This is a genomic window from Paenibacillus sp. FSL R5-0923 (genome assembly GCF_038009145.1).
In the GTDB taxonomy this organism is placed as follows: domain Bacteria; phylum Bacillota; class Bacilli; order Paenibacillales; family Paenibacillaceae; genus Paenibacillus_AQ.
In genome coordinates this window covers 735712-762132 of sequence record NZ_JBBPAT010000001.1, presented here as the reverse complement: position 1 = coordinate 762132, position 26421 = coordinate 735712, and the positions used below count along the sequence as shown (strand labels likewise).

Genomic DNA, 26421 nt, shown 5'->3' with positions numbered 1-26421 from the left:
CAATGACCCCTTACATTGGTCAAGGAGTCATTGCATCATATAGTCTTTACTTCAAAGTTATAACGACGCGGCGATTTGGCTCTTCGCCCTTACTAAGGGTATTCACTTGCCGATGATCCTGTAATCTGGAGTGAATAATTTTCCGCTCCTGAGGTGACATCGGTTCCAGTACTACCTCTTTACGAGTCCGAATGACACGACTGGCTAAACGATCAGCCAGCTCTTCGAGAGTTTTTTTACGCCGCTCACGGAAGTTCTCCGCATCTAGCACAAGCCGTATAAAACTGTCGGAGTAACGATTAGCTACGATATTAGCCAAATACTGCAGAGCATCGAGAGTTTGTCCTCTTCTACCAATCAACAGTCCCAAATCTGGACCTGATATCTGCAGAATCGTGGATTCCTTAGTGTGGACGATTTCGACTTCCACTTCGAGCCCCATGCTCTTAGCGACATCCACAATGAAATGAACGGCTTCTTGGTAAGCTTCCTCCACCGGTTGTCCGGAATCTTGGCGTGGCACACCGCCGTTAGCCTCCTGTTTGCTCTCTCTTGTTGACTGCTGAGGCAGTGACGGAGCACTCGCCGCTGATGCCGGTGCGGCTTCGGCTATCAAGGTTAACTCAACCTTGGCACCTTTCGCACCGATCAATCCCAGGAATCCTCTTGATGGCTGCTCAAGTACGTTGACCGTTACCCGGTCCTTTTGAACTCCAAGCTGGGTTAGTCCCCGTTCTACAGCTTCTTCAATGGTTTTCCCTGTTGCGACGACTTTGCTCATTTTGACTTTTTGGCTCCCTTCGATGCTTTACTGCCGCCTTTGCTCTTCACAGCAGTTGAGTCATCTGTACTTTTCACAGCACTTGCGATTGCCAATTTATGTTTATCGTTGTTGCGATATAAGAAATAGTTCTGAACAATAGTATAAATGTTACTGTAAACCCAGTATAGCGGCAATGCTGCTGGGAAGTTGTAGGACATAACGAAAATCAGAACTGGATAGATCATCATCATGAACTGCATTGGCCCTTGTTGTTGCATCGGGTTCATTTTAGTCATCATTCTAGTTTGTATAAATGTTGTTAATGCTGCAAGCACTGGTAAGATAAACAGATGATCCGGCTTACCTAGCTCCAGCCATAAGAAGGAGTGCTCCCGTAGATGTGGATTATAGTAGATCGAGTTGTAGAGAGCGATAAAGATAGGCATTTGTACAATCAGCGGTAAACAACCCGCCATTGGATTAACCTTATTCTCTTGGAACAAACGCATCGTTTCTTGCTGCACCTTTTCAGGTGTGTCTTTATATTTTTTCTGGATCTTTTGGAGTTCCGGTTGAATGGCTTGCATTGCCCGCGAGCTCTTCACCTGTTTAATCGTAAGCGGAAGAATCAACGTGCGGACAATAATAACCATCACAAGTACGGCTAAACCATATTCTCCGTTAAACCAATCAGCAAACTTGTCCAAGGCAATGGCGAAATAATACACTACATTACTTTGCCAGAAGCCTCCATTCTTTAAATCCTCCGTAGTGTGCGTAACAGCAGCTGACGGAGCGCATCCCGACAGAACAGCTAACGACAACACCATCACTGTGATGAGGAGAAACCATTTTCCCCGTCTAGTCTTCATTAGAGACACTTCAAAACCCCTCTCTTGAACATTCCATTCCACCGTAAATCATACCATAATTATGAATACAAATAAACAAGCCTCTTATGCGTCCTTTATTTGCGGGAAGCCTTGAGTAGCTTGGCTTTGCGCAGTACATGCAGCACGCTTTTTTCGAGCTCTGCGTATTCCATGGAAAGCGCTCCTTTTCTTACGATAAACACCATATCGAGTCCACCTGCAATTTCAGGTTCATGATGACGAACGATTTCCTTCACCAATCTTCTCATTCGGTTACGGACAACCGCGTTTCCAACCTTTTTACTGACCGATACCCCAACTCTAAATCGCTCTACCTCTTTTTTGCTAAACCAATACACTACAAATTGATGATTCGCAAATGACTTCCCATGGCGATATACACGACTGAAGTCGGCACGGTTTCGTAATCGTAACTTTTTGTGCACGGGAATCTCCTTCATAAATCCGGTTAAAAGTATCGTTCCGAATTTTTTTCTTCTAATAGTATAGTCATTTGGATGTCGCCATAAACGACCGCGACTACAACGCTGAAATTTCCCTTCTATATTATAGAAAGAAAAATATTCTCAACTTCTCACAAAATAATTCTGTATATACGTTAAATAGCCCCGCAAAGTGTAGCTAGCGCATTAAGCGAGATCCTAGTCGTTTGCAGAGCAAATAATAATAAAAAGCAGTAAAAAAAGACCACCGGAGTGGTCCCTTAGTGGCCTAACTTACGCACTCAAAACTTTTCTGCCTTTCAAGCGGCGAGCTGCCAGCACTTTACGGCCGTTTTTCGTGCTCATTCTTTTACGGAAACCGTGAACCTTCTTGCGTTTGCTCACATTTGGTCTAAATGTCGGTCTCATAATTGCACCTCCCTTACAGGAACTTAATTACTGTCATATAAGCAGAAACGGTCTAAGCCGTCCTTATAGTAGGGACAGTATCTACATGAATCATCATTTAATTATCGAGACATATCCTTACAGAAAACACCTTTATATATTTAAACATATTTTATGCGCAAAAGTCAACCTACTGCTGGCTCCAGACCCTCCCTCTAATTCAAGCCGCTTATCCACAACTCCCATTAGAAAAAAAGTAATCCACAAGATATGACAGTTATCCACCTGTGATCAAAAAATAAAGTCGACTACTCACAGATGAGCACAACCTGTGTATAAAATTATCGAAGCTTTGGCGTAAAGTGTCGAACCGTAAACAAATTATCAACAATATGTAGTGGTGTTCCTAATAATTGTACACAAGTGCTTGAATTTGTGGATAAAATAGCCCTGCTCATTGAAAAATAAGGGGCGTTTTGCTATGATGGTATTACTTTTGAATGTGAATAGATTTGTTTGTTCTCTTAATTATCAACAAGCTGTGGATAAAGTTGTGAACAAATCAAATTTATCCATATTTTTTTGTCTCTTCATATTGCCTACTGGGGATAAATATCAGCACCAACCTATTTTCTTCGACATTTCCACTTCATGGCTGATGCCACATTTGGAAGATTTAAAGGAGTGACAGTCTGTGGACAGCCATACTTCCGAATTATGGCAGCAAATTTTATCGATTATTCAAACCAAATTAAGCAAGCCGAGCTTTGATACCTGGTTTAAGGCTACTAAAGCGATAACCTTCAACTCCCAGGTTCTCATTATCTCGGCACCTACAACGTTCGCAGTAGAATGGCTGGAAAGTCGCTACACCAAACTAGTAGGAGCAACGGTCTACGAAGTCACTGGGAAACAAGTGGATGTAAAATTCGTGATTGAAGAAAGCAAGCCGCCTGAGCTTGTGGTTCAACAATCCGCTCCCACTCCCGTAGTATCACGAGAAGAAGCGCAAACGCATCTACTCAATCCCAAGTACACTTTTGACACTTTTGTAATCGGCTCCGGCAACCGTTTTGCGCATGCAGCCTCACTGGCAGTAGCCGAAGCGCCGGCCAAAGCATACAATCCCTTGTTTTTATATGGTGGTGTAGGTCTGGGCAAAACCCATTTAATGCATGCCATTGGGCACTATGTTCTAGAACATAACCCGAATAACAAGGTTATTTACATCTCATCAGAGAAATTCACGAATGAATTTATCAATTCAATCCGTGATAACCGCGGTGAAAGCTTCCGCAATAAGTATCGTAACGTTGACATTTTGCTTATTGACGATATTCAATTCCTCGCTGGAAAAGAGTCCACGCAGGAGGAGTTTTTTCATACGTTCAATGCGCTCCACGAAGAACGCAAGCAAATTATCATCTCCAGCGACCGACCGCCAAAGGAAATTCCCACACTGGAAGAACGGCTACGTTCCCGGTTCGAGTGGGGCTTGATTACGGATATTCAACCACCCGATCTAGAAACCCGAATTGCGATTTTGCGCAAAAAGGCGAAGGCAGAGAACCTTGATATCCCTAATGAGGCCATGATGTATATTGCTAACCAGATTGACACCAATATTCGTGAGCTGGAGGGTGCATTAATCCGGGTTGTTGCTTACTCATCGCTAACTAACCAGGATGTAACTACTCATTTGGCAGCTGAAGCACTCAAGGATATTATTCCTTCCAGCCGGCCTAAGATGATTACCATCGCTGATATTCAGCAAAAAGTCGGTGAATACTACAATTTACGCCTTGAAGACTTCAAAGCGCGAAAACGTACGAAAGCCGTAGCTTTTCCACGTCAAATCGCAATGTATCTCTCCCGTGAACTAACCGATTATTCGCTCCCTAAGATTGGTGAGGCATTCGGAGGACGTGACCATACGACCGTAATTCATGCGCATGATAAAATTACACAGTCATTAAAGGTCGATCAGGAGTTGTACAAAGTGGTAAATAATCTTGCGGAGAAAATTAAAAATCCTTCCTAAGAGGAACAAAGAGCCTATACACAATCTATACACATGTGGGTAGGCTTAATTTTATGCTATTTGATAGGGTTATCCACATATTAGACGCCCCTACTACTAATACTATTAAATAACTATAATAATTCATCATGTAAAGACGCGTAATAAAGAGCTACCAATACAACGAAATTCCCAATTTTTCAGCTAGGAGTGAAATCATGAAAATAAGCATTCTTAAAAATGAACTCAACGAATCCATTCAACACGTATCCAAAGCTATCTCCAGTAGAACAACCATCCCTATTCTGACCGGTATTAAGCTGGAAGTTAGCCATCAAGGCGTCACATTAACTGCAAGCGACACCGATATTTCGATTCAATCGTTTATTCCAGCAGAGAATGACAGCCATACGATCGTGAAGATAGATCAGCCAGGAAGTGTTGTTCTTCCCGCTAAATTTTTCGTCGAGATTATTAAGAAGCTGCCCTCCAAAGAGATTCACATGGAAGTTAAAGAAGGATTCCAAACATATATTTCTTCTGGATCCACTGAGATTCAGATCGTAGGTTTAGACCCTGAAGAATTCCCGGTGCTACCGAGTATTGAGGAGAACGATACTATCTCCCTGCCAGGTGATTTGCTGAAAAATATGATTAAACAAACCGCTTTTTCTATTTCTACCCAAGAGACAACTCCGATTTTAACAGGTATACTGTGGAATCTGGCTGATAATGAGTTTAAGTTTACAGCGACAGACCGTCACCGCTTAGCTACAAGAGCAGCAAGACTAGAAGGTACGGAGAATGTCCAATTTGCAAATATCGTAATCGCCGGTAAAACCCTTAATGAGCTAAGCAAAATTATTCCTGATCAAAATATGCTCGTTGATATTGTGGTTGCGGACAATCAAGTTCTCTTTAAAATCGACAAAGTACTGTTCTATTCACGGATCCTTGATGGAATTTATCCGGATACTTCTAGAATTATTCCAACAACCTACAAAACAGAACTAACTTTGGACACAAAAAAATTAAGCGAATCGATTGATCGCGCTTATTTGCTGTCCCGCGAAGAAAAAACCAATATTGTGCGCATGCAGACGCTTGAGCAAGGTGGTATTGAAATTTCTTCTAGCTCTTCTGAGCTTGGTAAAGTTCGTGAAGAACTTGAAGTCATTGATTTCAAAGGTGAACCGCTCAAAATATCTTTCAACTCCAAATATATGCTCGATGTCCTAAAAGTTATTGAGAGTGAGCAGCTTGTAATAGCATTTACAGGAATGATGAGTCCGATCATTTTGAAGCCGCTCGATCAAACCAATAGCTTGTATATTATTTTGCCTTACCGTACAACAAATTAATGCCAACATTCATGAACATGTGGATAAGTGGCTGAAAGGATAAAAACCATGAAAAAAATACTTATCCACAGTGGATATATTAAGCTGGATCAATTTCTGAAACTTTCTGATTGTGTATCCACAGGTGGAATGGCTAAAGCTTTGCTGCAAGAAGGACATGTACTTGTTAACGGAGAAGTAGAGGAACGGCGCGGAAGAAAACTTTATCCGGGTGATCAAATTGAAGTGCAGGATAACGGCACATTTCAGGTTGAAGGCGGAGGAGTCAAAGAGGAGTAGGCTAGGGGAGGAACCATTTCGTGTTTGTTAAAAATATCGGTCTGCAGCATTATCGGAATTACGGGCTGCTGCGTCTGGAGAGCTTGGGCGATGTGAATCTGATTCTGGGTCAGAACGCCCAAGGCAAAACAAACCTCATGGAGGCATTGTTCGTCCTGGCGATGACCAAAAGCCACCGCACCTCGAAGGATCGCGAACTTATCTCATTTGATGCCCCTGGAGACGCTGCTCAGATCATTGCCGAGGTAGAACGTAAGTACGGCGATCTCAAGCTAGAGCTCACCCTATCTGCCAAAGGTAAAAAAGCTAAGATTAACGGTTTAGAACAACGACGTCTTAGTGAGTTTGTGGGATCACTCAATGTGGTCATGTTTGCACCGGAAGATTTAGAGATAGTCAAAGGCACACCTGGCATCAGACGGCGTTTTCTCGATATGGAGATTGGCCAAGTCCAGCCCAGTTATCTATTTCACCTCCAGCAGTATCAAAAGATTCTCTTACAAAGGGGCAATTTGCTGAAGCAGTTGTGGGGGAAAGAGGCAGCGGGAAAAGACCTTTTGGAAATCTGGGATGCTCAACTTGTGGAGCACGGTGTTAAAATCGTAAAAAAAAGGAAACAATTCATAAAGAAGCTGCAAATATGGGCTGAAAGCATACACCGGGGGATTACGAACGGCGGAGAAGAACTGAAATTGCTCTATGTCCCCTCTTTCGGCGATCGGGATGAGGAAGATGAAGCTGTCTTATTAGACAATTTTATGTTAAAGTTATCACAAACGAGAGAACAAGAAATCAGGCGCGGCATGACGCTGACGGGTCCCCATCGGGATGACCTGTCCTTTTTTATCAACGGAAGGGAAGCTCAGGTCTACGGTTCTCAGGGACAGCAGCGTACAACGGCTTTATCGCTCAAGCTGGCGGAAATCGAGCTGATCCATGAAGAAATCGGAGAATATCCTGTGCTGCTTCTTGATGATGTTTTATCCGAGCTTGATCCTTACCGACAGACCCAGCTTATTGAAACCTTTCAAAGCAAGGTACAGACATTCATTACCGCTACCGGGATTGAGGGTCTGAATGCCGATAAATTAAAGGGCGCCAGCCTATATCATGTTCATGATGGAAAAGTGGAGTTATAAAGAGCGGAGGAAGATCATGTATATTCATTTGGGCGGGGAGAAGATTATTCGCTCTTCGGAGTTAATTGCAATATTTGATATTTCGATTGAGAAATCTTCCAAGGTGTCTAAGCAATTCGTCATTCACTCTGAGCAGGACAAGAAGCTTGAGCGGATTGGTGAAGAGGAAGCAAAATCTATTGTCGTAACTAAAAATATCGTGTATTACTCCCCCATTTCCTCCTCCACTCTTAAAAAAAGAGCCAAAATTTTGCTCGAAATATAACTTGCGTTTAGTAACAAAGAGATAATCTGAAAGAAGTAGGTGAAGGCATGTCAATGAATCAACCGACATATGATGAGAGCCAGATTCAGGTACTGGAAGGGCTAGAAGCTGTCCGGAAACGTCCGGGCATGTATATTGGTTCCACTAGTTCTAAAGGTCTCCATCACTTGGTGTGGGAGGTCGTAGATAATAGTATCGATGAAGCCCTAGCAGGTTATTGTGACCGGATTCAAGTGATTATTCATGAGGATAACGGGATTACTGTTATCGATAATGGACGTGGCATACCTGTAGGTGAAAATGAAAAACTTAAAAAGTCGACGCTTGAAGTTGTAATGACAGTACTGCATGCAGGCGGTAAGTTCGGCGGCGGCGGATATAAAGTATCAGGCGGCTTACACGGTGTGGGTATCTCCGTAGTAAATGCCTTGTCTGAGAAGGTTGTTGTTAATGTTAAGCGTGATGGGCATATTTATCAGCAGGAATACAGACGTGGTGCACCACAGTATGAGATCAAAGTTGTTGGAGATACGGAAGAGACAGGTACGACTACAACTTTTCATCCGGACCCTGAAATCTTTACTGAAACCACGGTCTTTGAATATGCGACACTGCTTACTCGTATTCGGGAGCTAGCTTTTCTTAACAAAGGAATTGAGCTTTCACTGCATGATGAGCGGACCGATGTCACCAACGTGTTCAAATATGAGGGTGGTATCGTTGAATATGTGAAATATCTGAATGAGAAAAAAGAAGCGCTGCACGAGGAACCAATCTACGTGGAAGGCTCACGGGATATGATTCAGGTTGAAGTAGCTCTCCAATATAATGATTCGTATACAGAGAACATCTACTCTTTTGCGAATAATATTAATACCCATGAGGGCGGAACGCATGAATCCGGCTTCAAAAGTGCTTTAACACGTATTATCAACGATTACGCCCGTAAAGCGGGTGTGCTGAAGGATGGTAATTCAAATCTGACTGGCGATGACGTGCGTGAAGGATTGACAGCCATTATTTCTGTCAAAATTCCAGAGCCTCAGTTCGAAGGTCAAACGAAGACTAAGCTCGGAAATAGTGAAGTCCGTGGAATAGTAGAATCACTGTTCGGAGAGAAATTGCAGGAATTCCTGGAAGAGAATCCGGCAGTATCACGCCGTGTCCTTGAGAAGTCGCTTTCAGCTTCACGTGCACGAGAAGCCGCTCGTAAGGCTCGTGAGTTAACCCGCCGTAAGAGTGCGCTTGAAGTCAGTGCACTACCTGGTAAACTTGCGGACTGTTCATCCAAGGATGCGTCTATCAGCGAACTGTATATCGTCGAAGGTGACTCTGCGGGTGGATCGGCCAAGCAGGGCCGGGATCGTCATTTCCAAGCGATTCTACCGCTGCGTGGTAAGATTCTAAACGTAGAAAAGGCACGCTTAGACCGTATTTTATCCAACGCCGAGATTCGGGCTATTATTACTGCTCTTGGTACAGGAATCAGTGATGATTTTGACCTATCGAAGGCTCGTTACCATAAAGTCGTTATTATGACGGATGCCGACGTCGATGGAGCTCATATTAGAACTTTGTTGTTAACATTCTTCTACCGTTACATGCGGAAGCTAGTAGATGCAGGTTACATCTATATCGCACAACCGCCATTGTTCAAGATAGAACGCAACAAAGTGATCCGTTATGCAGGCAGCGAGAAGGAACGTGATGAGATTATCGCCTCTTTTGGTGAGAATGTTAAGGTCAATGTTCAGCGCTACAAAGGTTTGGGTGAAATGAATGCTACCCAGCTGTGGGACACGACGATGGATCCTGAGGCTCGTATGATGCTACAAGTAACGATTGAAGATGCGATGCTTGCTGATAGTATCTTTGATACGCTGATGGGCGATAATGTTGAACCAAGACGTGACTTTATCCATGAGCATGCGAAGAGCGTCAGATACCTTGATGTGTAAGAATTACATTTAGTCATAAACGCCTTCGGCGTCCTTATAAGACGATAAGCGTTTAAGCGAGAAATATAAGACATAAAGTATGGTGTAAAACTTATACTTTCTTATATTTTAATAAAACCTCCGGCTTCTGTTCCTAACGGAATGAGAATGCTGGAGGTTTTTTTGGTTTCAGAGCTGATTTTTAGGCTTTAGTATATTGCCTATTGCGGGTAGTATATGGGGATTTTCTAGCTTTTACACGTCCGTATGCTACAGCATAGCGGTGTATTCTACGATAGATAGATTTATCAGGAAATAACTTGAATACAACAATGGATGGAAGCGTGTTGACCTCAAGCAGCCACATATCCATATGCTGATCCATGGCAATATCCAGACCAATTTCTTTAATTCCTGGATAGGTGGTTTCCAATTGGCCTGCAATTTGTACGCCTAAAGATTTTAATTGATTAATCGTGGAGAGTGTTTCAGAAGGGTTCATATGATTTTTTAATAATGTATTTACTGACAGAATACTACCTCCACTATGATAATTGGTGACGATTTTCTGAGGGGCAGCTACTCTTCCGAGCATTCCTGTTGTTTCCCATGCACCTGATGGAGTCTTTTGGGCAAGAACTCGAAGGTCGAAAGGACGATCTTGGTGACGCAGGAGATCAATTCCTTTTTGGACGAGGTAGGTACGGTTCTGAATTCGTTTCTGTAAGGCCTCATGCAGCTCTTCGGGGGAGAAGAAAACTTCTGCCGTCTTTGCATATCTTAAAATATATAGGACCTGTGCTTCTTGCTGTTCTCTCTCATCGTTATTGGCGGTGACATTTATTTCAGTCTTCTGCTGGCTAGGACTTAAAATCACCGTACGCTGCTCAGCTCTCATTACACCAATACCAAAGCTTCCGCGATCAGGTTTTATATAGACCATGGCATATAACGCAAGCATTTCTTTAAGAACATTTAAATCATATTTACGAGTATCAGGCACATATAGAGATAGAGATTGATTTTGAAGGATAACTTTTGTTTTAGCCCATTTACTTGGGACTCGTTGAATCTTCATTATCTTCCTCCTTAACAATTTTGTGCAGCATTTGCTCTTTTGAATTCCCTTGTACAAAACTTGCTGTGGAAGCATAATCTTTGGCAGCTGAAAATCAGGACAAGCTACCTAAACAATGGTATAATATAAGGATATGGGGTTATGCCTTATCGAACGATACTAGGATAATAAAACCGTGTTTCTTGTCTTTACAGTCTATGTACTAAAGACATTTGCGGAAAGGGCGAATACCCTAATCAGCGCAAAAGAAATCAATATTAGAAGATAAAAGGCTATCATGTTTAATTGTGCTACTTTTGTGAAAGTAATATAATTAAGGGTAGCGGTTTTTTAACTGAAGGAGGTCCAGCAACTCATGGCTGAACAAAATAACCCACAAGTCAAAGATCGGGACATTGGCGTGGAAATGCGTGAATCCTTTATGGATTACGCAATGAGCATCATTGTTAGCCGGGCTTTGCCAGATGTGCGGGACGGACTCAAGCCGGTTCACCGACGCATTTTGTTTGCGATGTCGGAACTTGGAATGTCTGCGGATAAGCCTCATAAGAAATCGGCAAGAATCGTCGGTGAGGTTATCGGTAAGTACCACCCTCACGGTGACTCAGCCGTCTATGAAACAATGGTACGGATGGCTCAGGATTTCTCTATGCGCTATATGCTTGTGGACGGTCACGGGAACTTTGGTTCGATTGATGGTGATATGGCTGCAGCGATGCGTTATACAGAAGCTCGTCTTTCCAAGATTGCAGGCGAAATGCTTCGAGATTTGAACAAAGAAACAGTTGATTTCGCACCCAACTATGATGGTGAAGAGAATGAGCCAGTTGTATTGCCAGCTCGTTATCCGAACCTGCTCGTTAATGGGGTATCTGGTATAGCTGTAGGTATGGCTACTAATATTCCACCGCATAACCTAGGTGAAGTTATCGATGGTGTGCAGGCGATGATTAAGAATCCTGATATCACACCTATGGAATTGATGGAGTATATCCAAGGCCCAGATTTCCCAACGGCTGGATATATTTTGGGTCGTGAGGGTATTCGTCAGGCTTATCGTACGGGGCGTGGTTCAGTGACCATGCGTGCAAAGGCAACGATTGAAGAGAATAACGGTAAGGCTCGCATCATTGTACATGAGCTGCCGTATCAGGTGAATAAGGCGAGACTGGTTGAGAAAATCGCAGAATTAGTACGTGAGAAACGGATCGAGGGTATAACGGATCTTCGAGATGAGTCTGACCGTAACGGTATGCGTGTAGTTGTTGAGATGAGACGTGATGTGAATCCAAATGTTGTGTTGAACAATCTATATAAACATACTTCTATGCAATCTACATTTGGTATCAACATGCTGGCCATCGTGAACAACGAGCCGAAAATTCTTAATCTGCGTGATGTGCTCTATCATTATTTGCAGCACCAGATTGAAGTTATTCGTCGTCGTACTATATTTGATCTTAAAAAAGCTGAAGCACGCGCTCATATCTTAGAAGGTCTGCGTATTGCGCTGGATCATCTGGATGAAGTGATTGCGTTAATTCGCGCTTCTCGGACAACGGATATAGCCCGCGAGGGATTAATGAGCACCTTTAGCCTCAGTGTAGAGCAGGCTCAAGCGATCCTAGACATGCGGATGCAGCGTCTGACCGGTCTGGAAAGAGAAAAGATCGAGAATGAATATAACGAATTGCTAGCTAAAATTGCAGAGTACCGTGAAATTTTGGCGAATGAGCATCTTGTACTGGAAATCATCAGTAACGAGCTGCAGGATATTCGTGATAGATATTCTGATGAACGCCGGACAGAGATTACCGTTGGTGAAGAAAGTATCCTGGATGAAGACCTTATTCCGCGTGAAGAGGTTGTTATCACTATTACACATACGGGATACATCAAACGTCTACCTGTCAGCACCTACCGCAGTCAGAAGCGTGGAGGGCGCGGAGTCATGGGGATGGACACCAAGGATCAGGACTTTGTGGAGCATCTCTTCGTGAGTAACTCTCATAACTATCTGATGTTCTTTACCGATAAGGGTAAGGTGTACCGGATTAAAGCTTATGAGATCCCAGAGCTGGGACGTACAGCACGTGGGACACCAATCATCAACCTGATTCAAATTGAACAAGGTGAGAAGATTAGTGCCGTAATCCAAGTGGAAGAAACCGATAGTGACAAGTACTTGTTCTTTGCTACCCGCGAAGGTATCGTGAAGAAGACGCCACTTGAGGATTACAATAACATCCGCAAAGGCGGACTTATCGCTATTAACCTTCGTGAAGAGGATTCTCTAATTGAGGTTAAGCTGACAGATGGACAGCAAAATCTTATTATCGGTACAGCTCGCGGAATGTCGATTACGTTCTCAGAGAATGATGTTCGTTCTATGGGTCGTAGCGCGACAGGCGTGAAGGGCATTACGCTTGATAGTAATGACCATGTCATCGGTATGGATTGTGTCGATAAGGAGCTTGAGGTTCTGATTGTTACTAGCAAGGGTTATGGTAAACGGACACCAGCCGGTGACTATCGATCCCAGACTCGTGGTGGTAAAGGAATCAAGACCATTAATCTCACTGAGAAGAATGGCCCTGTAGTTGGTCTAAAAGTCGTTAAGAACGATGAAGACTTAATGATCATTACTACAAGCGGTACCTTGATTCGTACCAGCATGGATGGAATCTCTACTATGGGTCGTTATGCGCAAGGGGTTAAGCTAATTAACATCCGCGAGGATGATGCTGTGGCTACTCTGTGCAGAGCAGATAAGAACGAAGAGGACGAATTGTCTGAAGATATGGAAGGCCTCGAGGAACAAGTAACAGTAGATGAATCTGGTGATATTGATCAACCGGAAACAATCGCTGAGGATCAAGAAGATAACTTAGAGTAGGTTATATTCAATAAAGAGCAAGGGCTTCTATTACAGAGACCCTTGCTCTTTTTGCTGTGATTAATTAATAGCTAGTTATTTAATGAAATGTAATGAGGATTTTTATAAGAATAGTTTTCATTTCACTAGTCGCTTCCTTTTATCCGTACTATAATTAGCCGATAGAGTATAAATCAGTATATAAAGTACTATTTTCTCAGAAATTATCTGTCATATTAGATTTCGGTAATCCTGAGCTTATTGTTATAGAAATTAAGGGGCTGAGTATATGCCAAGTGTATTGGCTGGAGAAATTAAAGCGGGCTCAAAGATAACCAAAGATGTAATTACACCTTTGGGGGGGATTTTGTTCACCAAGGGAAAAATACTACTCCCCCGTGATCTAGAAATTTTAGAAGCTTTTTTGGTTGGGCAAGTGGAGATCGAAGGTGTTCAGGGAGAGGCCAACTCTGATGCTGTCAAAAAAAACGCCAAGCAGACAGCACTTAAAGCTGGAGCGATTATAAATCAATCGATGCTGATCAAGAACAATTCCCCACTACATGATGAATATGAAAAAATGATCGCACTTATTAGGACTAGCTATCGTTCGGTAACGGCAGCTTCACTTCCTATTTTTGAGTTGCGGAGTCAATTAGAGTTACTAATTAGTCATTTGAAGGATTATCATGTGTTGAAGTTTTCTCCACGTACGCTAAAAGACGAGGATTACAACTATCACAATGCCGTGCTGTCCGCGTTAACATCATATAAGATCGCTCAGTGGTGCGGGTATCCGCAAAAGGATTGGATGCAGATCGCTTTTGCTGGATTACTACATGACATTGGAAACGCAAAAGTAGATAGTTCTCTTTTACATAAGCCGGAGTCACTTAATAGTGCTGAAATAGAAGAGGTTCGCAGACATACTACATATGGCTATCAATTGTTGCGTAATGTTACAGCGATTAATGAAGGGGTAAGACTAACAGCATTGCAGCATCATGAGAAGGTTGACGGGTCTGGTTACCCACTTAAGCTAGAAGGTAGCCAGATTCATTTTTACGCTAAAGTAGTTGCGGTAGCAGATATATTCCATGCTATGACCCTAGAAAGGGCCTATAGAAAAGCACAGTCTCCTTATTTAGTGTTAGAGCAGATAATGACAGAAAGCTTCGGTAAGCTCGACCCAGTCGTTGTACAGACCTTTATACAGAAGAGTACCGATTTGTTTAATGGAACCAGAATACGTCTGAGCGATGGACGTCATGGAGAGATCATATTTACTGACCGTGCTAATCCAACACGTCCTATGATTAAGGTAGAGGGTACGATTGTTAACCTAATGTTGGAGCGAGAATTGTATATTCAGGAGATCATTGCTTAGAGAAGGAAGTATTAAGAGACTGCATAAATGAGACTGTGCTAACAGGTATACACCAATATATAAAGGGTGATTGATAGCACAGTCTCTTATTTATAGATTATATTAAAAAAAAGTGTTGCAATGAATCTCTATACATGATATATTCTATTTCTGGCCGAGAAACACACATGCCGAGCTCGAAAAAGAAGTAAAAAAAGAGCTTGACATTAAACGGCTGAACATGATATAGTATAAGAGTTGCTGCTGAGACATTAAACGGCGCCAACGAGAACTTGATCTTTGAAAACTGAACAACGAGTGAGTAGGAAATCACGAAAGTGAAATCCAAAACTAGAGAATTAATTTTCTCGTCAGATGTTTCAAAATGAGCATATCGCTCTTTTCAATACTAATTGGAGAGTTTGATCCTGGCTCAGGACGAACGCTGGCGGCGTGCCTAATACATGCAAGTCGAGCGGAGTCATTTTGAAAGCTTGCTTTCAAAATGACTTAGCGGCGGACGGGTGAGTAACACGTAGGCAACCTGCCCCTTAGACTGGGATAACTACCGGAAACGGTAGCTAATACCGGATAATTTCTTTTTTCTCCTGAAGAAAGAATGAAAGACGGAGCAATCTGTCACTGAGGGATGGGCCTGCGGCGCATTAGCTAGTTGGTGGGGTAACGGCCCACCAAGGCGACGATGCGTAGCCGACCTGAGAGGGTGAACGGCCACACTGGGACTGAGACACGGCCCAGACTCCTACGGGAGGCAGCAGTAGGGAATCTTCCGCAATGGACGAAAGTCTGACGGAGCAACGCCGCGTGAGTGATGAAGGTTTTCGGATCGTAAAGCTCTGTTGCCAGGGAAGAACGTCCGGTAGAGTAACTGCTATCGGAGTGACGGTACCTGAGAAGAAAGCCCCGGCTAACTACGTGCCAGCAGCCGCGGTAATACGTAGGGGGCAAGCGTTGTCCGGAATTATTGGGCGTAAAGCGCGCGCAGGCGGTCATTTAAGTCTGGTGTTTAAACCTTGGGCTCAACCTGAGGTCGCACTGGAAACTGGGTGACTTGAGTACAGAAGAGGAAAGTGGAATTCCACGTGTAGCGGTGAAATGCGTAGATATGTGGAGGAACACCAGTGGCGAAGGCGACTTTCTGGGCTGTAACTGACGCTGAGGCGCGAAAGCGTGGGGAGCAAACAGGATTAGATACCCTGGTAGTCCACGCCGTAAACGATGAGTGCTAGGTGTTAGGGGTTTCGATACCCTTGGTGCCGAAGTTAACACAGTAAGCACTCCGCCTGGGGAGTACGGTCGCAAGACTGAAACTCAAAGGAATTGACGGGGACCCGCACAAGCAGTGGAGTATGTGGTTTAATTCGAAGCAACGCGAAGAACCTTACCAGGTCTTGACATCCCTCTGAATCCACTAGAGATAGTGGCGGCCTTCGGGACAGAGGAGACAGGTGGTGCATGGTTGTCGTCAGCTCGTGTCGTGAGATGTTGGGTTAAGTCCCGCAACGAGCGCAACCCTTAACTTTAGTTGCCAGCAAGTAATGTTGGGCACTCTAGAGTGACTGCCGGTGACAAACCGGAGGAAGGTGGGGATGACGTCAAATCATCATGCCCCTTATGACCTGGGCTACACACGTACTACAATGGCCGGTACAACGGGAAGCGAAGCCGCGAGGTGAAGCCAATCCCATCAAAGCCGGTCTCAGTTCGGATTGCAGGCTGCAACTCGCCTGCATGAAGTCGGAATTGCTAGTAATCGCGGATCAGCATGCCGCGGTGAATACGTTCCCGGGTCTTGTACACACCGCCCGTCACACCACGAGAGTTTACAACACCCGAAGTCGGTGGGGTAACCCGCAAGGGAGCCAGCCGCCGAAGGTGGGGTAGATGATTGGGGTGAAGTCGTAACAAGGTAGCCGTATCGGAAGGTGCGGCTGGATCACCTCCTTTCTATGGAGAATCGTCTTCTGCAATGAAGACATTCAAATCGGAAGTTAAACTTCCAAAATCTCAGGTTTAGGCCTGTTACTCACTCGTTGCTCAGTTTTGAGAGTTTAAGCTCTCATCTTTAAACTTGATCCTTGAAAACTGGATACCGAAACGAATTTGCGTTTTAGAACATCTTTTAGCAACTTGTGCAAACAAGTAAATGTTATTAGTGAGATGATTCCAAAGAGAATGTCATTGTATGATATTTTCCTGCGGAAAAATCAAGGTTAAGCTAATAAGAGCACACGGAGGATGCCTAGGCGCCAGGAGCCGACGAAGGACGTGGCGAACAACGAAACTGCCTCGGGGAGCTGTAAGCAAGCTTTGATCCGGGGGTGTCCGAATGGGGAAACCCAGCTGTGGTAATTCGCAGTTACTCATCTCTGAACACATAGGAGATGTAGAGGCAGACCAGGGGAACTGAAACATCTAAGTACCCTGAGGAAGAGAAAACAATAGTGATTCCGTCAGTAGCGGCGAGCGAACGCGGAACAGCCTAAACCTAAGAGCTTGCTCTTAGGGGTTGTGGGACGTCTCACATGGAGTTACAAAGGAATATGGTAGGCGAAGAGGTCTGGAAAGGCCCGCGATAGAGGTAAAAGCCCTGTAGCCTAAACTGTGTTCTCTCCGAGACGGATCCCGAGTAGTGCGGGGCACGTGAAACCCCGTATGAATCCAGCAGGACCATCTGCTAAGGCTAAATACTACCTGGCGACCGATAGTGAAACAGTACCGTGAGGGAAAGGTGAAAAGCACCCCGGAAGGGGAGTGAAATAGAACCTGAAACCGTGTGCTTACAAAAAGTCAGAGCCCTATCTATGGGTGATGGCGTGCCTTTTGTAGAATGAACCGGCGAGTTACGTTTAACATGCAAGGTTAAGTCGAGAAGACGGAGCCGCAGCGAAAGCGAGTCTGAATAGGGCGATTTAGTATGTGGACGTAGACCCGAAACCGTGTGATCTACCCCTGTCCAGGGTGAAGGTGCGGTAACACGCACTGGAGGCCCGAACCCACGCATGTTGAAAAATGCGGGGATGAGGTGGGGGTAGCGGAGAAATTCCAATCGAACTCGGAGATAGCTGGTTCTCCCCGAAATAGCTTTAGGGCTAGCCTCGGTATAAGAGTAGTGGAGGTAGAGCACTGATTGGGTGCGGGGTCCGCAAGGATTACCAAGCTCAGTCAAACTCCGAATGCCATATACTTATTGCCGGGAGTCAGACAGTGAGTGCTAAGATCCATTGTCAAAAGGGAAACAGCCCAGACCATCAGCTAAGGTCCCCAAGTGTGTGTTAAGTGGGAAAGGATGTGGAGTTGCACAGACAACCAGGATGTTGGCTTAGAAGCAGCCACCATTGAAAGAGTGCGTAATAGCTCACTGGTCGAGTGACTCTGCGCCGAAAATGTAACGGGGCTAAACACACCACCGAAGCTATGGCTAGATACGTATGTATCTGGGGTAGGGGAGCGTTGTATGTGGGTTGAAGGTGTACCGTAAGGAGCGCTGGACAGCATACAAGTGAGAATGCCGGTATGAGTAACGAAAAGATCAGTGAGAATCTGATCCGCCGAAAGCCCAAGGTTTCCTGAGGAAGGCTCGTCCGCTCAGGGTAAGTCGGGACCTAAGGCGAGGCCGAAAGGCGTAGTCGAAGGACAACAGTTTGAAATTACTGTACCACCGTAATCCGCTATGAGCGATGGGGTGACGCAGGAGGGTAGTGACGCGGACTGATGGATATGTCCGTCTAAGCAGTGAGGCTGATGTGTAGGCAAATCCGCACATCGTTAAGGCTGGGCTGTGATGGGGAGCGAAAATTACAGTAGCGAAGGTCATGATCTCACACTGCCAAGAAAAGCCTCTAGCCAGGAGAAGGTGCCCGTACCGCAAACCGACACAGGTAGGCGAGAAGAGAATTCTAAGGCGCGCGGAAGAACTCTCGTTAAGGAACTCGGCAAAATGACCCCGTAACTTCGGGAGAAGGGGTGCCCCGGTAGTGTGAATAGCACGAGGGGGCCGCAGTGAAAAGGCCCAAGCGACTGTTTAGCAAAAACACAGGTCTGTGCGAAGCCGCAAGGCGAAGTATACGGGCTGACGCCTGCCCGGTGCTGGAAGGTTAAGGGGAGTGGTTAGGGGTAACCCGAAGCTATGAACCGAAGCCCCAGTAAACGGCGGCCGTAACTATAACGGTCCTAAGGTAGCGAAATTCCTTGTCAGGTAAATTCTGACCCGCACGAATGGCGTAACGACTTGGGCGCTGTCTCAACGAGAGATCCGGTGAAATTTTAATACCTGTGAAGATGCAGGTTACCCGCGACAAGACGGAAAGACCCCATGGAGCTTTACTGCAGCTTGATATTGAATTTGGGTACGATCTGTACAGGATAGGTGGGAGCCGTAGAAATCGGAGCGCAAGCTTCGGTGGAGGCGCCGTTGGGATACCACCCTGATCGTATCTAGGTTCTAACCTAGTACCCTAATCGGGTACGGGGACCGTGTCAGGCGGGCAGTTTGACTGGGGCGGTCGCCTCCTAAAGAGTAACGGAGGCGTTCCAAGGTTCCCTCAGAATGGTTGGAAATCATTCGAAGAGTGCAAAGGCATAAGGGAGCTTGACTGCGAGACCTACAAGTCGAGCAGGGACGAAAGTCGGACTTAGTGATCCGGTGGTACCGCATGGAAGGGCCATCGCTCAACGGATAAAAGCTACCCTGGGGATAACAGGCTTATCTCCCCCAAGAGTCCACATCGACGGGGAGGTTTGGCACCTCGATGTCGGCTCATCGCATCCTGGGGCTGAAGTAGGTCCCAAGGGTTGGGCTGTTCGCCCATTAAAGCGGTACGCGAGCTGGGTTCAGAACGTCGTGAGACAGTTCGGTCCCTATCTGTCGTGGGCGCAGGAAATTTGAGAGGAGCTGTCCTTAGTACGAGAGGACCGGGATGGACGTACCGCTGGTGCACCAGTTGTTCCGCCAGGAGCATGGCTGGGTAGCTACGTACGGACGGGATAAGCGCTGAAAGCATCTAAGCGTGAAGCCCCCCTCAAGATGAGATTTCCCAATTAGTAAGACCCCTTGAAGACGACGAGGTAGATAGGTTGGAGGTGGAAGTGCAGTAATGCATGGAGCTGACCAATACTAATCGGTCGAGGGCTTATCCTATACTTAAAACGCAAATTCAATTCGGATTCAGTTTTCAGGCATCAAGCCTGTAACACGCTTAGAAATTCATTCTCACTTCTGGTGATGAACGAAATTTCACGCGGCAGCGTCTGTTTCACAGACGCATGTTTGGTGGCGATAGCGGAGGGGTTCCACGCGTACCCATCCCGAACACGACCGTTAAGCCCTCCAGCGCCGATGGTACTTGGACCGAAGGGTCCTGGGAGAGTAGGACGTTGCCAAGCACGCAAGACCACTGTTGAGTAATCGACAGTGGTCTTTTTGTTATGTATATTTATTTAAGGATTGTTGCAAATTAAATTATGTTTGACAGACTACAGTGTTTAACCCATAATACAATTCATACTAAACATATAAGAATTATAGGGGGAGCGGATTATGTCATATTTTAATGTATCTGTTAAGAAACCGGTTCTGATGGGGGCAATAGCAGTTTTGCTATTGATGGTAATTGCAGGATGCTCGGGATCTAATAATAAGGCTGCTTCAAATAAAGATGCGCAGGAAAGTGCGAGTCCAGCAACAGCAACTCAGAGTCCTCAAACAGCTGAGCCTGCAGTAGGAGGAACCTTCGTCTATGGACGCCCTGCTTCTGTAACCTCATTGGATTTGCATAATCAGATTACGTCCAATAATGCTTTTGCAATCGACAAAGTATTTGAATCGTTAGTTGCTTTTGACAGCAAGGGCGAAATTGTAGATTGGCTTGCGAAGTCACATAGTATCAGTGAGGATGGCCTGACGTATACTTTTGAACTTCGCGATGGTCTGAAGTTTTCAAATGGTACGGATGTGACTGCAAAAGATGCTGTATTCTCCCTTGAGCGGCACTTGAAGGTTGGCGGCCCGCTGGCAATATCGGCAAAGGTCGGCACAATTAAGGCGCAGGATAACAAAACGCTTGTTATTACACTTAAAGAGCCTTATACACCATTTATCTCAGAGCTATCCAATTTCTCAAATGGCATCCTGCCTAACAATTTTGGTGGAGTTTCCGAAGAAGAATTCTTTAAGAAGCCCATCGGAACGGGACCCTTTGTGGTTGAATCATGGGATACAGCGGGTGATCTGAGCTTCACTAAGAACAAATTCTACTGGCAAGAAGGTAAACCATATATTGATAAGCTAGTTTATAAGTTGATTGAGGACGATAGCCAAGCAATCAACCAGCTGAAGGCTGGGGAAGTTAATGCTATTGAATCTTTAGCACTGCAAAATGCCAATGAGATCAAAGATGGAGCTGACACTAAAGTGATTACTAACGGCAGTTGGGTGACAGAGCAATTGTTCTTTAATACGCTGGATGAACATTTCTCGGATGTGCATGTTCGCCGCGCTCTCGCTCTTGCGCTTGATCGTGAAGGCTTGACCAAGGCTTTAACCTTTGGTTATGCGCAAACAGCAAACTCATTGCTGCCAACAACGATTCCTTATAACTCCAATGATACAATCAAGGCTTTGAACTTCAATGTCGAGGCAGCAAAGGAAGAGCTTGCTAAATCTGCCTTCCCTAATGGATTCACTACCAAATTACTTGTAGCCTCCGGCAATAGTACAAGAGCGCAAGAGGCGCAAATTATTCAGGCAGCGGGTCAAACGATCGGGATTACAATTGAGATTGAGTCGATTGAGCTTGCTACTTTTCGTGAACGGTTCTTTGCATATGATTTCGCCGCAATGCTCAACAGCGGTCAAGCGGATTCCCCAGAGGCGAACTCGATCATTGCTTTCCAAACCGATCCGGAAGGCTTCAGCAAATCGTATTGGACGCATTATACGAATGATGAAGTAACGAAGCTTCTATATGAGGGCCAAAAAACTGCAGATGGCGATGCTCGTGCGCAAATCTATACTAAACTACTGCAGACACTTGCTGATGAAGTACCTTATATTCCGCTTTATTATCCAGATGTCTTGAAAGGTATTCGTTCTTCTGTTGATGGTCTTGTTGTTCTACCTAACGGCAGCGCCCGTTTCGAAGATGTCCGCATCAGCCAATGACGGATCTTAAGCAGGGGTTAAATCAACCTAGAGGAAGCAAGGACTCTTACAACTGGCTTGTGATATCACTTATAAAGGCGCTGGCAGTGATATGCTGCGTAATGATAGCAGTCTTTTTCATCATCCGAATTGTGCCTGGAGATCCAGCTAAAATGATATTGGGAGAATACAGTACCCCTGAGGCGCTCAAGAGTATGCATCATACTCTTGGGCTGGACCTTCCTTTATGGGAGCAGTTCATGCGATTTCTGAAGACGCTATTTACTCAGGGGGATACTGGAAACTCCATTGTTATGGGTACATCAACAAGAGAGTTGATTATGCAGCGGGCCCCTGTCACTTTGTTGCTCATAGTAATGGCGTGTGTGTTGGCGGTTTTCGTATCACTTCTGCTTGCTACAGTAGCAGCTACGCATAAGGATAAACTGCTGGATCATTTAATACGTATTTTTCCTACAATAACTTTGGGTATGCCAATCTTCTGGGTTGGCTTACTTTTAATTTTGCTCTTTAGTGTCCGACTTGGCTGGTTCCCCGTTGGGGGAGTAAGTGAAGGGTGGATTGGAACTTTGCACAGTCTTGCACTTCCGGCAATTACCGTTGCTTTCTCACAGATTCCTACGCTGGTCCGTTCGTTAAGAGCACAGATGCTTGAAGTGTTAGAATCGGATTTTGTAGTTACACTTAAGGCTGCCGGAATACCAAGCAGGGTTATTTTATTTAAACATGTGCTGCGCAATTCGGCTCTTCCAACACTGATGCTGATGGGTGTGAATATTTCATATCTAATCGGCGGCACATTGGTCGTTGAACAGGTGTTTGGAATAAAGGGAATTGGCAGTTTGTTATTCACTTCAATTTCGAAACGGGACTTTCCAGTTATTCAAGGAATAGCACTTTACTGTGCGCTAGCTGTTGTGATCATCAGTCTCTTGATTGAAATCATTTCTTGGTGGCTTGATCCCAGAACGAAGGGAAAGCAATGAAAACGATAAGACTAGAACCACGATTGTATGAGTCTGGTAAAATGACTAGCGGCTTAAAACGAATATGGAATACCCCTTCACTTCTAGTGGGATTGATTATGTTTGCAGCTCTTATTCTCTTGACTGTGTTCATACCGTATATAAGTCCATATGATCCCTCCGAGCAAAATTTGAGCGCCTTTCTGCAGCCTCCGTCGGCTGAACACTGGCTAGGAACCGATCAGCTGGGACGTGATCTGTTTACTAGATTGATTTATGCTGCGAGGACTGATTTAAAAATCATGGTCTTAGCAGAAATCATTCCCTTTTGCATAGGTGTGTTCCTAGGAATGCTAGCAGGATATTACGGCAAATGGATTGATACAGTTATTACGCTGCTGTCAGATACGTTGATCGCTTTTCCTTTTTATCTAATCGTCATTATCGTTGCTTTTGCCAGTGGAGCAGGTGAACGAGGCATTTATATTACTTTTATACTTGTAGGTTGGATTGTTTTTGCCCGTGTAGTGAGAGGTCTTAGCGCATCTTTTCGCAATCAGGAATGGGTGGCATCCGCTCAAACCTTAGGGCTACCCGGAGTGAAAATTATTTTGCGTCATCTGCTGCCCAATGTGCTTCCGCAAGCTGTGGTCGTTCTTATGACAGACATGATTGGATTGCTTGTTGCCATTGTTACACTGGGGTATCTTGGGATCGGTATTACACCGCCAACTCCAGACTGGGGAACTATGATCTCGGATGGACAGCCATTCATCACTACAGCTTGGTGGCTCTCAGCTGTCCCAGGATTTGCAGTGGTGTATACCGGAATAGCTTTGTCGCTCCTAGGTGATGGTTTGGCAGACATATGGAGGAAAAAATGATGTCTAAAGAGCCCATTTTAGAAATAAACGCACTATCGCTGGCAGCGAAGTCAAAAGAGAGATTAGTCAACAATGTTAGCTTTTCGCTGAGCAAAGGGGAGAGTCTAGGATTAGTAGGTGAGTCGGGTTCAGGAAAATCGCTTACGCTGCGTGCAATTCTGGGACTACTTCCAAATGGTGTTGAACAGACAGGTGGCACCATTAAGAGTGATGTAAGCAGTGCGATGGTGTTTCAAGACCCAAGAGGTGCGCTTGATCCACTCTGTATGGTTGTCAATCAGCTGGCTGAAGTCGTGTATTACAGACAGAAAGTTAGTCGAAAGGCTTCGCGAATGATTGCGCTGGAGCTACTCGAAAGACTTGGTCTCCCTGACTCTTTAAAGAAAAAGGATCGATATCCGAGTCAGCTGTCAGGCGGTCAGTGTCAACGGGTAGTCATCGCTTTGGCACTGGCGTGCAAGCCAGGTATTCTTCTCTGTGATGAGCCGACAACGGCGTTGGATGTCACGGTTCAACGACAAATTATTGAAACGATCACGAACCTCCAGCAGGAGTTGGGATTTGCTATGGTTTTTGTAACGCATAATCTCGCGATTGCAGCCAACTTGTGCTCACGCCTATGTGTAATGAAACAAGGGCAGATTGTGGAGCATGGCGCTACCCTTGATATTTTGCAAAATCCATCCGACCCTTACACACAGATGCTGATTGATTCGGTGCTTCCTTTGCCAGAGCTTGAAGGGAGTAGAGACTCATGGAACTAGCCTTACAAATAAAAGATTTAACTGTTCACTACGGCGGATTTACTGCACTGGATTGTATCAATTTGAATCTTGAGCAGCACACCACTCTTGGACTTGTTGGAGAATCCGGTTCAGGGAAATCTACGCTGGCGCGAGTAATTGCTGGACTGATTGCTCCGCATGAGGGGAAGATTCTGTTAGGTACCCAAGAGTTAAAAAAGAAAAGGAGCCGTGAGCAGCGTAAGATAATCCAGATGATCTTCCAAAATCCTGATGCATCGCTGAATCCAAAGCATTCGATTAGGCAAATTCTTTCCGAGCCCTTATTGTTTCATAAAATTGTGGGACGTACGGACGTTGAGCAAAGATGTAAAGAGCTTTTGAACCAGGTTCATTTGGAGCAAAAGGCTTTAGATAAATTCCCGCATGAATTTTCTGGTGGTCAGCGGCAACGGATAGCGATCGCTCGCGCATTAAGCGTTGAACCAAATATCCTGATCGCCGATGAACCAACAAGCGCGCTGGATGTATCTGTGCAGCTTAGTGTGCTCGAACTGTTCAATACGCTGAAAGCTGAGCTTAATCTCACCATGCTTTTTATTTCCCATGATCTAGGAGTAATTAATGCAATTAGCGATACGGTAGCAGTTATGCGGCAAGGAAAGCTCGTGGAGCAGAGCCCGAAGGATCAATTCTTCATCCGGCCTAAACATGAATACAGTTACGAGCTGTTGTCGGCGGTTCCGAAAATGCCAAAATCAAGTACATCAGGAGGTTTCTTATGAGCCCAGAACATAATGTTCATGTGCCACTTTCAGTGGCTGAGTACAATAAGCTTACACAATTGATTTCTACAATCTTGTTTACTGAGCATCCACCAGTTATCATCCCAGCTGAGGCAATTCTGGGGATCGAGGCAGTGGCTGCAGGAATAGCGGCACCTGGTCGAACCATTGTAAATATAGTAACAGGTCCCTATGGAAGTCTATTTGGAAAGTGGCTTGAACGGGGAGGAGCAACGGTTATTGAAGTAAAGGTTCCTTTTGATGAAGTGGTCACTGGCGACCAAGTTGCTTCCGCAATTAAAGAGTTTAGCCCTTGTGCCCTTTCCTTTGTTCAGGCTGAAGTAGTTACAGGTGGATCTAATCCGGCTAAAGAAATATTTAAGATTGCAAAGGAGTTCAATCTCATTACTGTGACGGACTCAGTTTCTGCGGTTGGGGGAGAGGCGTTACTGGTCGATGAATGGGGAGTTGATTTTGCTGTGATAGGCGCACAAAAAGCCTTGGCTGGACCTAACGGTGTTAGCGCCGTCAGTATTTCACCACGTGGCTGGCAATTTCTTGAGTCAAATAAAAATGCACCGCGTAACTCCATTCTGTCCTTGTTAGATCTCAAACCTTCGCTGGATGGCGCCACGCCACTACGAGTTGCTCCAAATATTCCGACATTAGAGGCTAGAGCTTTGATCCTGGCCTTGACACGAATTGAAGAAGAGGGATTGGAGCAAATCATTCAGCGTCATGAAAGGGCTGCAGCTGCTACATTAGCTGGTATAGAATCCTTGGGGCTTGAGCCTTGGCAAAAGGACAGCAGACATTATTCTACACTGACTACAACGATTCGGATTGCTGGAAAGCAAGATTTGCAGATCGAAAAACCTATAGGCATTGTGGCTCCAGGAGACGGAGAATTATTTGGCCATCTTTTGCGGATCAATCATTTCGGAACAAATGCTGCTCGGAAAAGTGTGGAGGAAGCCATATCAACGCTTGCTGAGTTATTGAAACAAGACCCTGATCAGGCATTACATGCTGTTCTGCTGGCTTGGGGGGAATGA

The 26421-nt window shown here is 45.0% G+C and carries 19 protein-coding genes and 3 rRNA genes; 17 read left to right on the top strand and 5 right to left on the bottom strand.

Features of this window, described 5'->3' with window-relative positions; translation table 11 throughout:
- Window positions 1-46: 46 nt before the first annotated feature.
- From jag to rpmH, 4 genes are all read right to left on the bottom strand, one after another.
- Window positions 47-781: an RNA-binding cell elongation regulator Jag/EloR gene (jag, locus tag MKX35_RS03395; RefSeq protein ID WP_042193066.1), complete on the bottom strand. Its 735-nt coding sequence runs from the start codon at window positions 779-781 to the stop codon at window positions 47-49.
- Window positions 778-1644: a YidC/Oxa1 family membrane protein insertase gene (locus tag MKX35_RS03390; RefSeq protein WP_042193068.1), complete on the bottom strand. Its 867-nt coding sequence runs from the start codon at window positions 1642-1644 to the stop codon at window positions 778-780. The genes jag and MKX35_RS03390 overlap by 4 nt, the downstream gene beginning before the upstream one ends.
- 86 nt (window positions 1645-1730) lie before the next feature.
- Window positions 1731-2081, bottom strand: a complete 351-nt coding sequence (gene rnpA, locus MKX35_RS03385; protein ID WP_042193070.1) for a ribonuclease P protein component — start codon at window positions 2079-2081, stop codon at window positions 1731-1733.
- 291 nt (window positions 2082-2372) lie between these two features.
- Window positions 2373-2507: a 50S ribosomal protein L34 gene (gene rpmH / locus MKX35_RS03380; protein ID WP_039295761.1), complete on the bottom strand. Its 135-nt coding sequence runs from the start codon at window positions 2505-2507 to the stop codon at window positions 2373-2375.
- A gap of 673 nt (window positions 2508-3180) precedes the next feature.
- Here rpmH and dnaA point away from each other — a divergent pair.
- The 6 genes from dnaA (at window position 3181) to gyrB (ending at window position 9508) form a co-directional block, all read left to right on the top strand.
- Window positions 3181-4527: a chromosomal replication initiator protein DnaA gene (gene dnaA / locus MKX35_RS03375; protein ID WP_042183777.1), complete on the top strand. Its 1347-nt coding sequence runs from the start codon at window positions 3181-3183 to the stop codon at window positions 4525-4527.
- Between the two features lie 197 nt (window positions 4528-4724).
- Window positions 4725-5867 carry a DNA polymerase III subunit beta gene (dnaN, locus tag MKX35_RS03370; protein WP_042123045.1) on the top strand — a complete coding sequence of 381 codons (1143 nt, stop codon included), beginning with the start codon at window positions 4725-4727 and terminating at the stop codon, window positions 5865-5867.
- Between the two features lie 48 nt (window positions 5868-5915).
- A complete protein-coding gene (gene yaaA / locus MKX35_RS03365) occupies window positions 5916-6146 on the top strand; it encodes a S4 domain-containing protein YaaA (protein WP_042123047.1) in 231 nt (76 codons plus the stop codon).
- A gap of 20 nt (window positions 6147-6166) precedes the next feature.
- Window positions 6167-7285: a DNA replication/repair protein RecF gene (gene recF / locus MKX35_RS03360; protein WP_042123050.1), complete on the top strand. Its 1119-nt coding sequence runs from the start codon at window positions 6167-6169 to the stop codon at window positions 7283-7285.
- A 16-nt stretch (window positions 7286-7301) separates the two neighbouring features.
- Window positions 7302-7550 carry an extracellular matrix regulator RemB gene (gene remB, locus MKX35_RS03355; protein WP_036677731.1) on the top strand — a complete coding sequence of 83 codons (249 nt, stop codon included), beginning with the start codon at window positions 7302-7304 and terminating at the stop codon, window positions 7548-7550.
- Between the two features lie 47 nt (window positions 7551-7597).
- Window positions 7598-9508, top strand: a complete 1911-nt coding sequence (gene gyrB / locus MKX35_RS03350; RefSeq protein WP_042183779.1) for a DNA topoisomerase (ATP-hydrolyzing) subunit B — start codon at window positions 7598-7600, stop codon at window positions 9506-9508.
- Window positions 9509-9689: 181 nt separating this feature from the next.
- Here the strand turns inward: gyrB and MKX35_RS03345 are convergent, their stop codons facing one another.
- Complete coding sequence (locus MKX35_RS03345; RefSeq protein WP_076285064.1) at window positions 9690-10565, bottom strand: YheC/YheD family protein; 876 nt, start codon at window positions 10563-10565, stop codon at window positions 9690-9692.
- Window positions 10566-10920: 355 nt separating this feature from the next.
- On the opposite strand from MKX35_RS03345, the gene gyrA reads away from it, so the two are divergent.
- The 11 genes from gyrA (at window position 10921) to MKX35_RS03290 (ending at window position 26421) form a co-directional block, all read left to right on the top strand.
- Window positions 10921-13461, top strand: a complete 2541-nt coding sequence (gene gyrA, locus MKX35_RS03340) for a DNA gyrase subunit A (protein WP_042183783.1) — start codon at window positions 10921-10923, stop codon at window positions 13459-13461.
- A 268-nt stretch (window positions 13462-13729) separates the two neighbouring features.
- Window positions 13730-14827, top strand: coding sequence for an HD-GYP domain-containing protein (locus MKX35_RS03335; RefSeq protein ID WP_076298109.1), 1098 nt, complete (start codon window positions 13730-13732; stop codon window positions 14825-14827).
- 389 nt (window positions 14828-15216) lie between these two features.
- A 16S ribosomal RNA gene (locus tag MKX35_RS03330) occupies window positions 15217-16774 on the top strand.
- Window positions 16775-17038: 264 nt separating this feature from the next.
- Window positions 17039-19967: ribosomal RNA gene (locus tag MKX35_RS03325) — 23S ribosomal RNA — on the top strand.
- Between the two features lie 128 nt (window positions 19968-20095).
- A 5S ribosomal RNA gene (gene rrf, locus MKX35_RS03320) occupies window positions 20096-20212 on the top strand.
- The 16S, 23S and 5S rRNA genes sit together here, the layout of an rRNA operon.
- A gap of 154 nt (window positions 20213-20366) precedes the next feature.
- Window positions 20367-21989 (top strand): ABC transporter substrate-binding protein, encoded by a 1623-nt coding sequence (locus MKX35_RS03315; protein ID WP_076301153.1) that lies wholly within the window; start codon window positions 20367-20369, stop codon window positions 21987-21989.
- Window positions 21986-22975, top strand: a complete 990-nt coding sequence (locus tag MKX35_RS03310) for an ABC transporter permease (protein ID WP_076301154.1) — start codon at window positions 21986-21988, stop codon at window positions 22973-22975. Before MKX35_RS03315 ends, MKX35_RS03310 begins: the two co-directional genes overlap by 4 nt.
- Window positions 22972-23838 carry an ABC transporter permease gene (locus MKX35_RS03305; RefSeq protein WP_143759610.1) on the top strand — a complete coding sequence of 289 codons (867 nt, stop codon included), beginning with the start codon at window positions 22972-22974 and terminating at the stop codon, window positions 23836-23838. The genes MKX35_RS03310 and MKX35_RS03305 overlap by 4 nt, the downstream gene beginning before the upstream one ends.
- A complete protein-coding gene (locus MKX35_RS03300; protein WP_256716449.1) occupies window positions 23835-24602 on the top strand; it encodes an ABC transporter ATP-binding protein in 768 nt (255 codons plus the stop codon). The genes MKX35_RS03305 and MKX35_RS03300 overlap by 4 nt, the downstream gene beginning before the upstream one ends.
- Window positions 24593-25366, top strand: a complete 774-nt coding sequence (locus tag MKX35_RS03295; RefSeq protein ID WP_076287055.1) for an ABC transporter ATP-binding protein — start codon at window positions 24593-24595, stop codon at window positions 25364-25366. Before MKX35_RS03300 ends, MKX35_RS03295 begins: the two co-directional genes overlap by 10 nt.
- Complete coding sequence (locus MKX35_RS03290; RefSeq protein WP_076301156.1) at window positions 25363-26421, top strand: pyridoxal-phosphate-dependent aminotransferase family protein; 1059 nt, start codon at window positions 25363-25365, stop codon at window positions 26419-26421. The genes MKX35_RS03295 and MKX35_RS03290 overlap by 4 nt, the downstream gene beginning before the upstream one ends.

Bases quoted from the DNA above. Each gene is read 5' to 3' on its own strand.
- jag (WP_042193066.1), bottom strand. From the start codon at position 781: ATGAGCAAAGTCGTCGCAACAGGGAAAACCATTGAAGAAGCTGTAGAA.
- rpmH (WP_039295761.1), bottom strand. From the start codon at position 2,507: ATGAGACCGACATTTAGACCAAATGTGAGCAAACGCAAGAAGGTTCAC.
- dnaN (WP_042123045.1), top strand. From the start codon at position 4,725: ATGAAAATAAGCATTCTTAAAAATGAACTCAACGAATCCATTCAACAC.
- yaaA (WP_042123047.1), top strand. From the start codon at position 5,916: ATGAAAAAAATACTTATCCACAGTGGATATATTAAGCTGGATCAATTT.
- remB (WP_036677731.1), top strand. From the start codon at position 7,302: ATGTATATTCATTTGGGCGGGGAGAAGATTATTCGCTCTTCGGAGTTA.
- gyrB (WP_042183779.1), top strand. From the start codon at position 7,598: ATGTCAATGAATCAACCGACATATGATGAGAGCCAGATTCAGGTACTG.
- MKX35_RS03345 (WP_076285064.1), bottom strand. From the start codon at position 10,565: ATGAAGATTCAACGAGTCCCAAGTAAATGGGCTAAAACAAAAGTTATC.
- gyrA (WP_042183783.1), top strand. From the start codon at position 10,921: ATGGCTGAACAAAATAACCCACAAGTCAAAGATCGGGACATTGGCGTG.
- MKX35_RS03335 (WP_076298109.1), top strand. From the start codon at position 13,730: ATGCCAAGTGTATTGGCTGGAGAAATTAAAGCGGGCTCAAAGATAACC.
- MKX35_RS03315 (WP_076301153.1), top strand. From the start codon at position 20,367: ATGTCATATTTTAATGTATCTGTTAAGAAACCGGTTCTGATGGGGGCA.
- MKX35_RS03310 (WP_076301154.1), top strand. From the start codon at position 21,986: ATGACGGATCTTAAGCAGGGGTTAAATCAACCTAGAGGAAGCAAGGAC.
- MKX35_RS03305 (WP_143759610.1), top strand. From the start codon at position 22,972: ATGAAAACGATAAGACTAGAACCACGATTGTATGAGTCTGGTAAAATG.
- MKX35_RS03300 (WP_256716449.1), top strand. From the start codon at position 23,835: ATGATGTCTAAAGAGCCCATTTTAGAAATAAACGCACTATCGCTGGCA.
- MKX35_RS03295 (WP_076287055.1), top strand. From the start codon at position 24,593: ATGGAACTAGCCTTACAAATAAAAGATTTAACTGTTCACTACGGCGGA.
- MKX35_RS03290 (WP_076301156.1), top strand. From the start codon at position 25,363: ATGAGCCCAGAACATAATGTTCATGTGCCACTTTCAGTGGCTGAGTAC.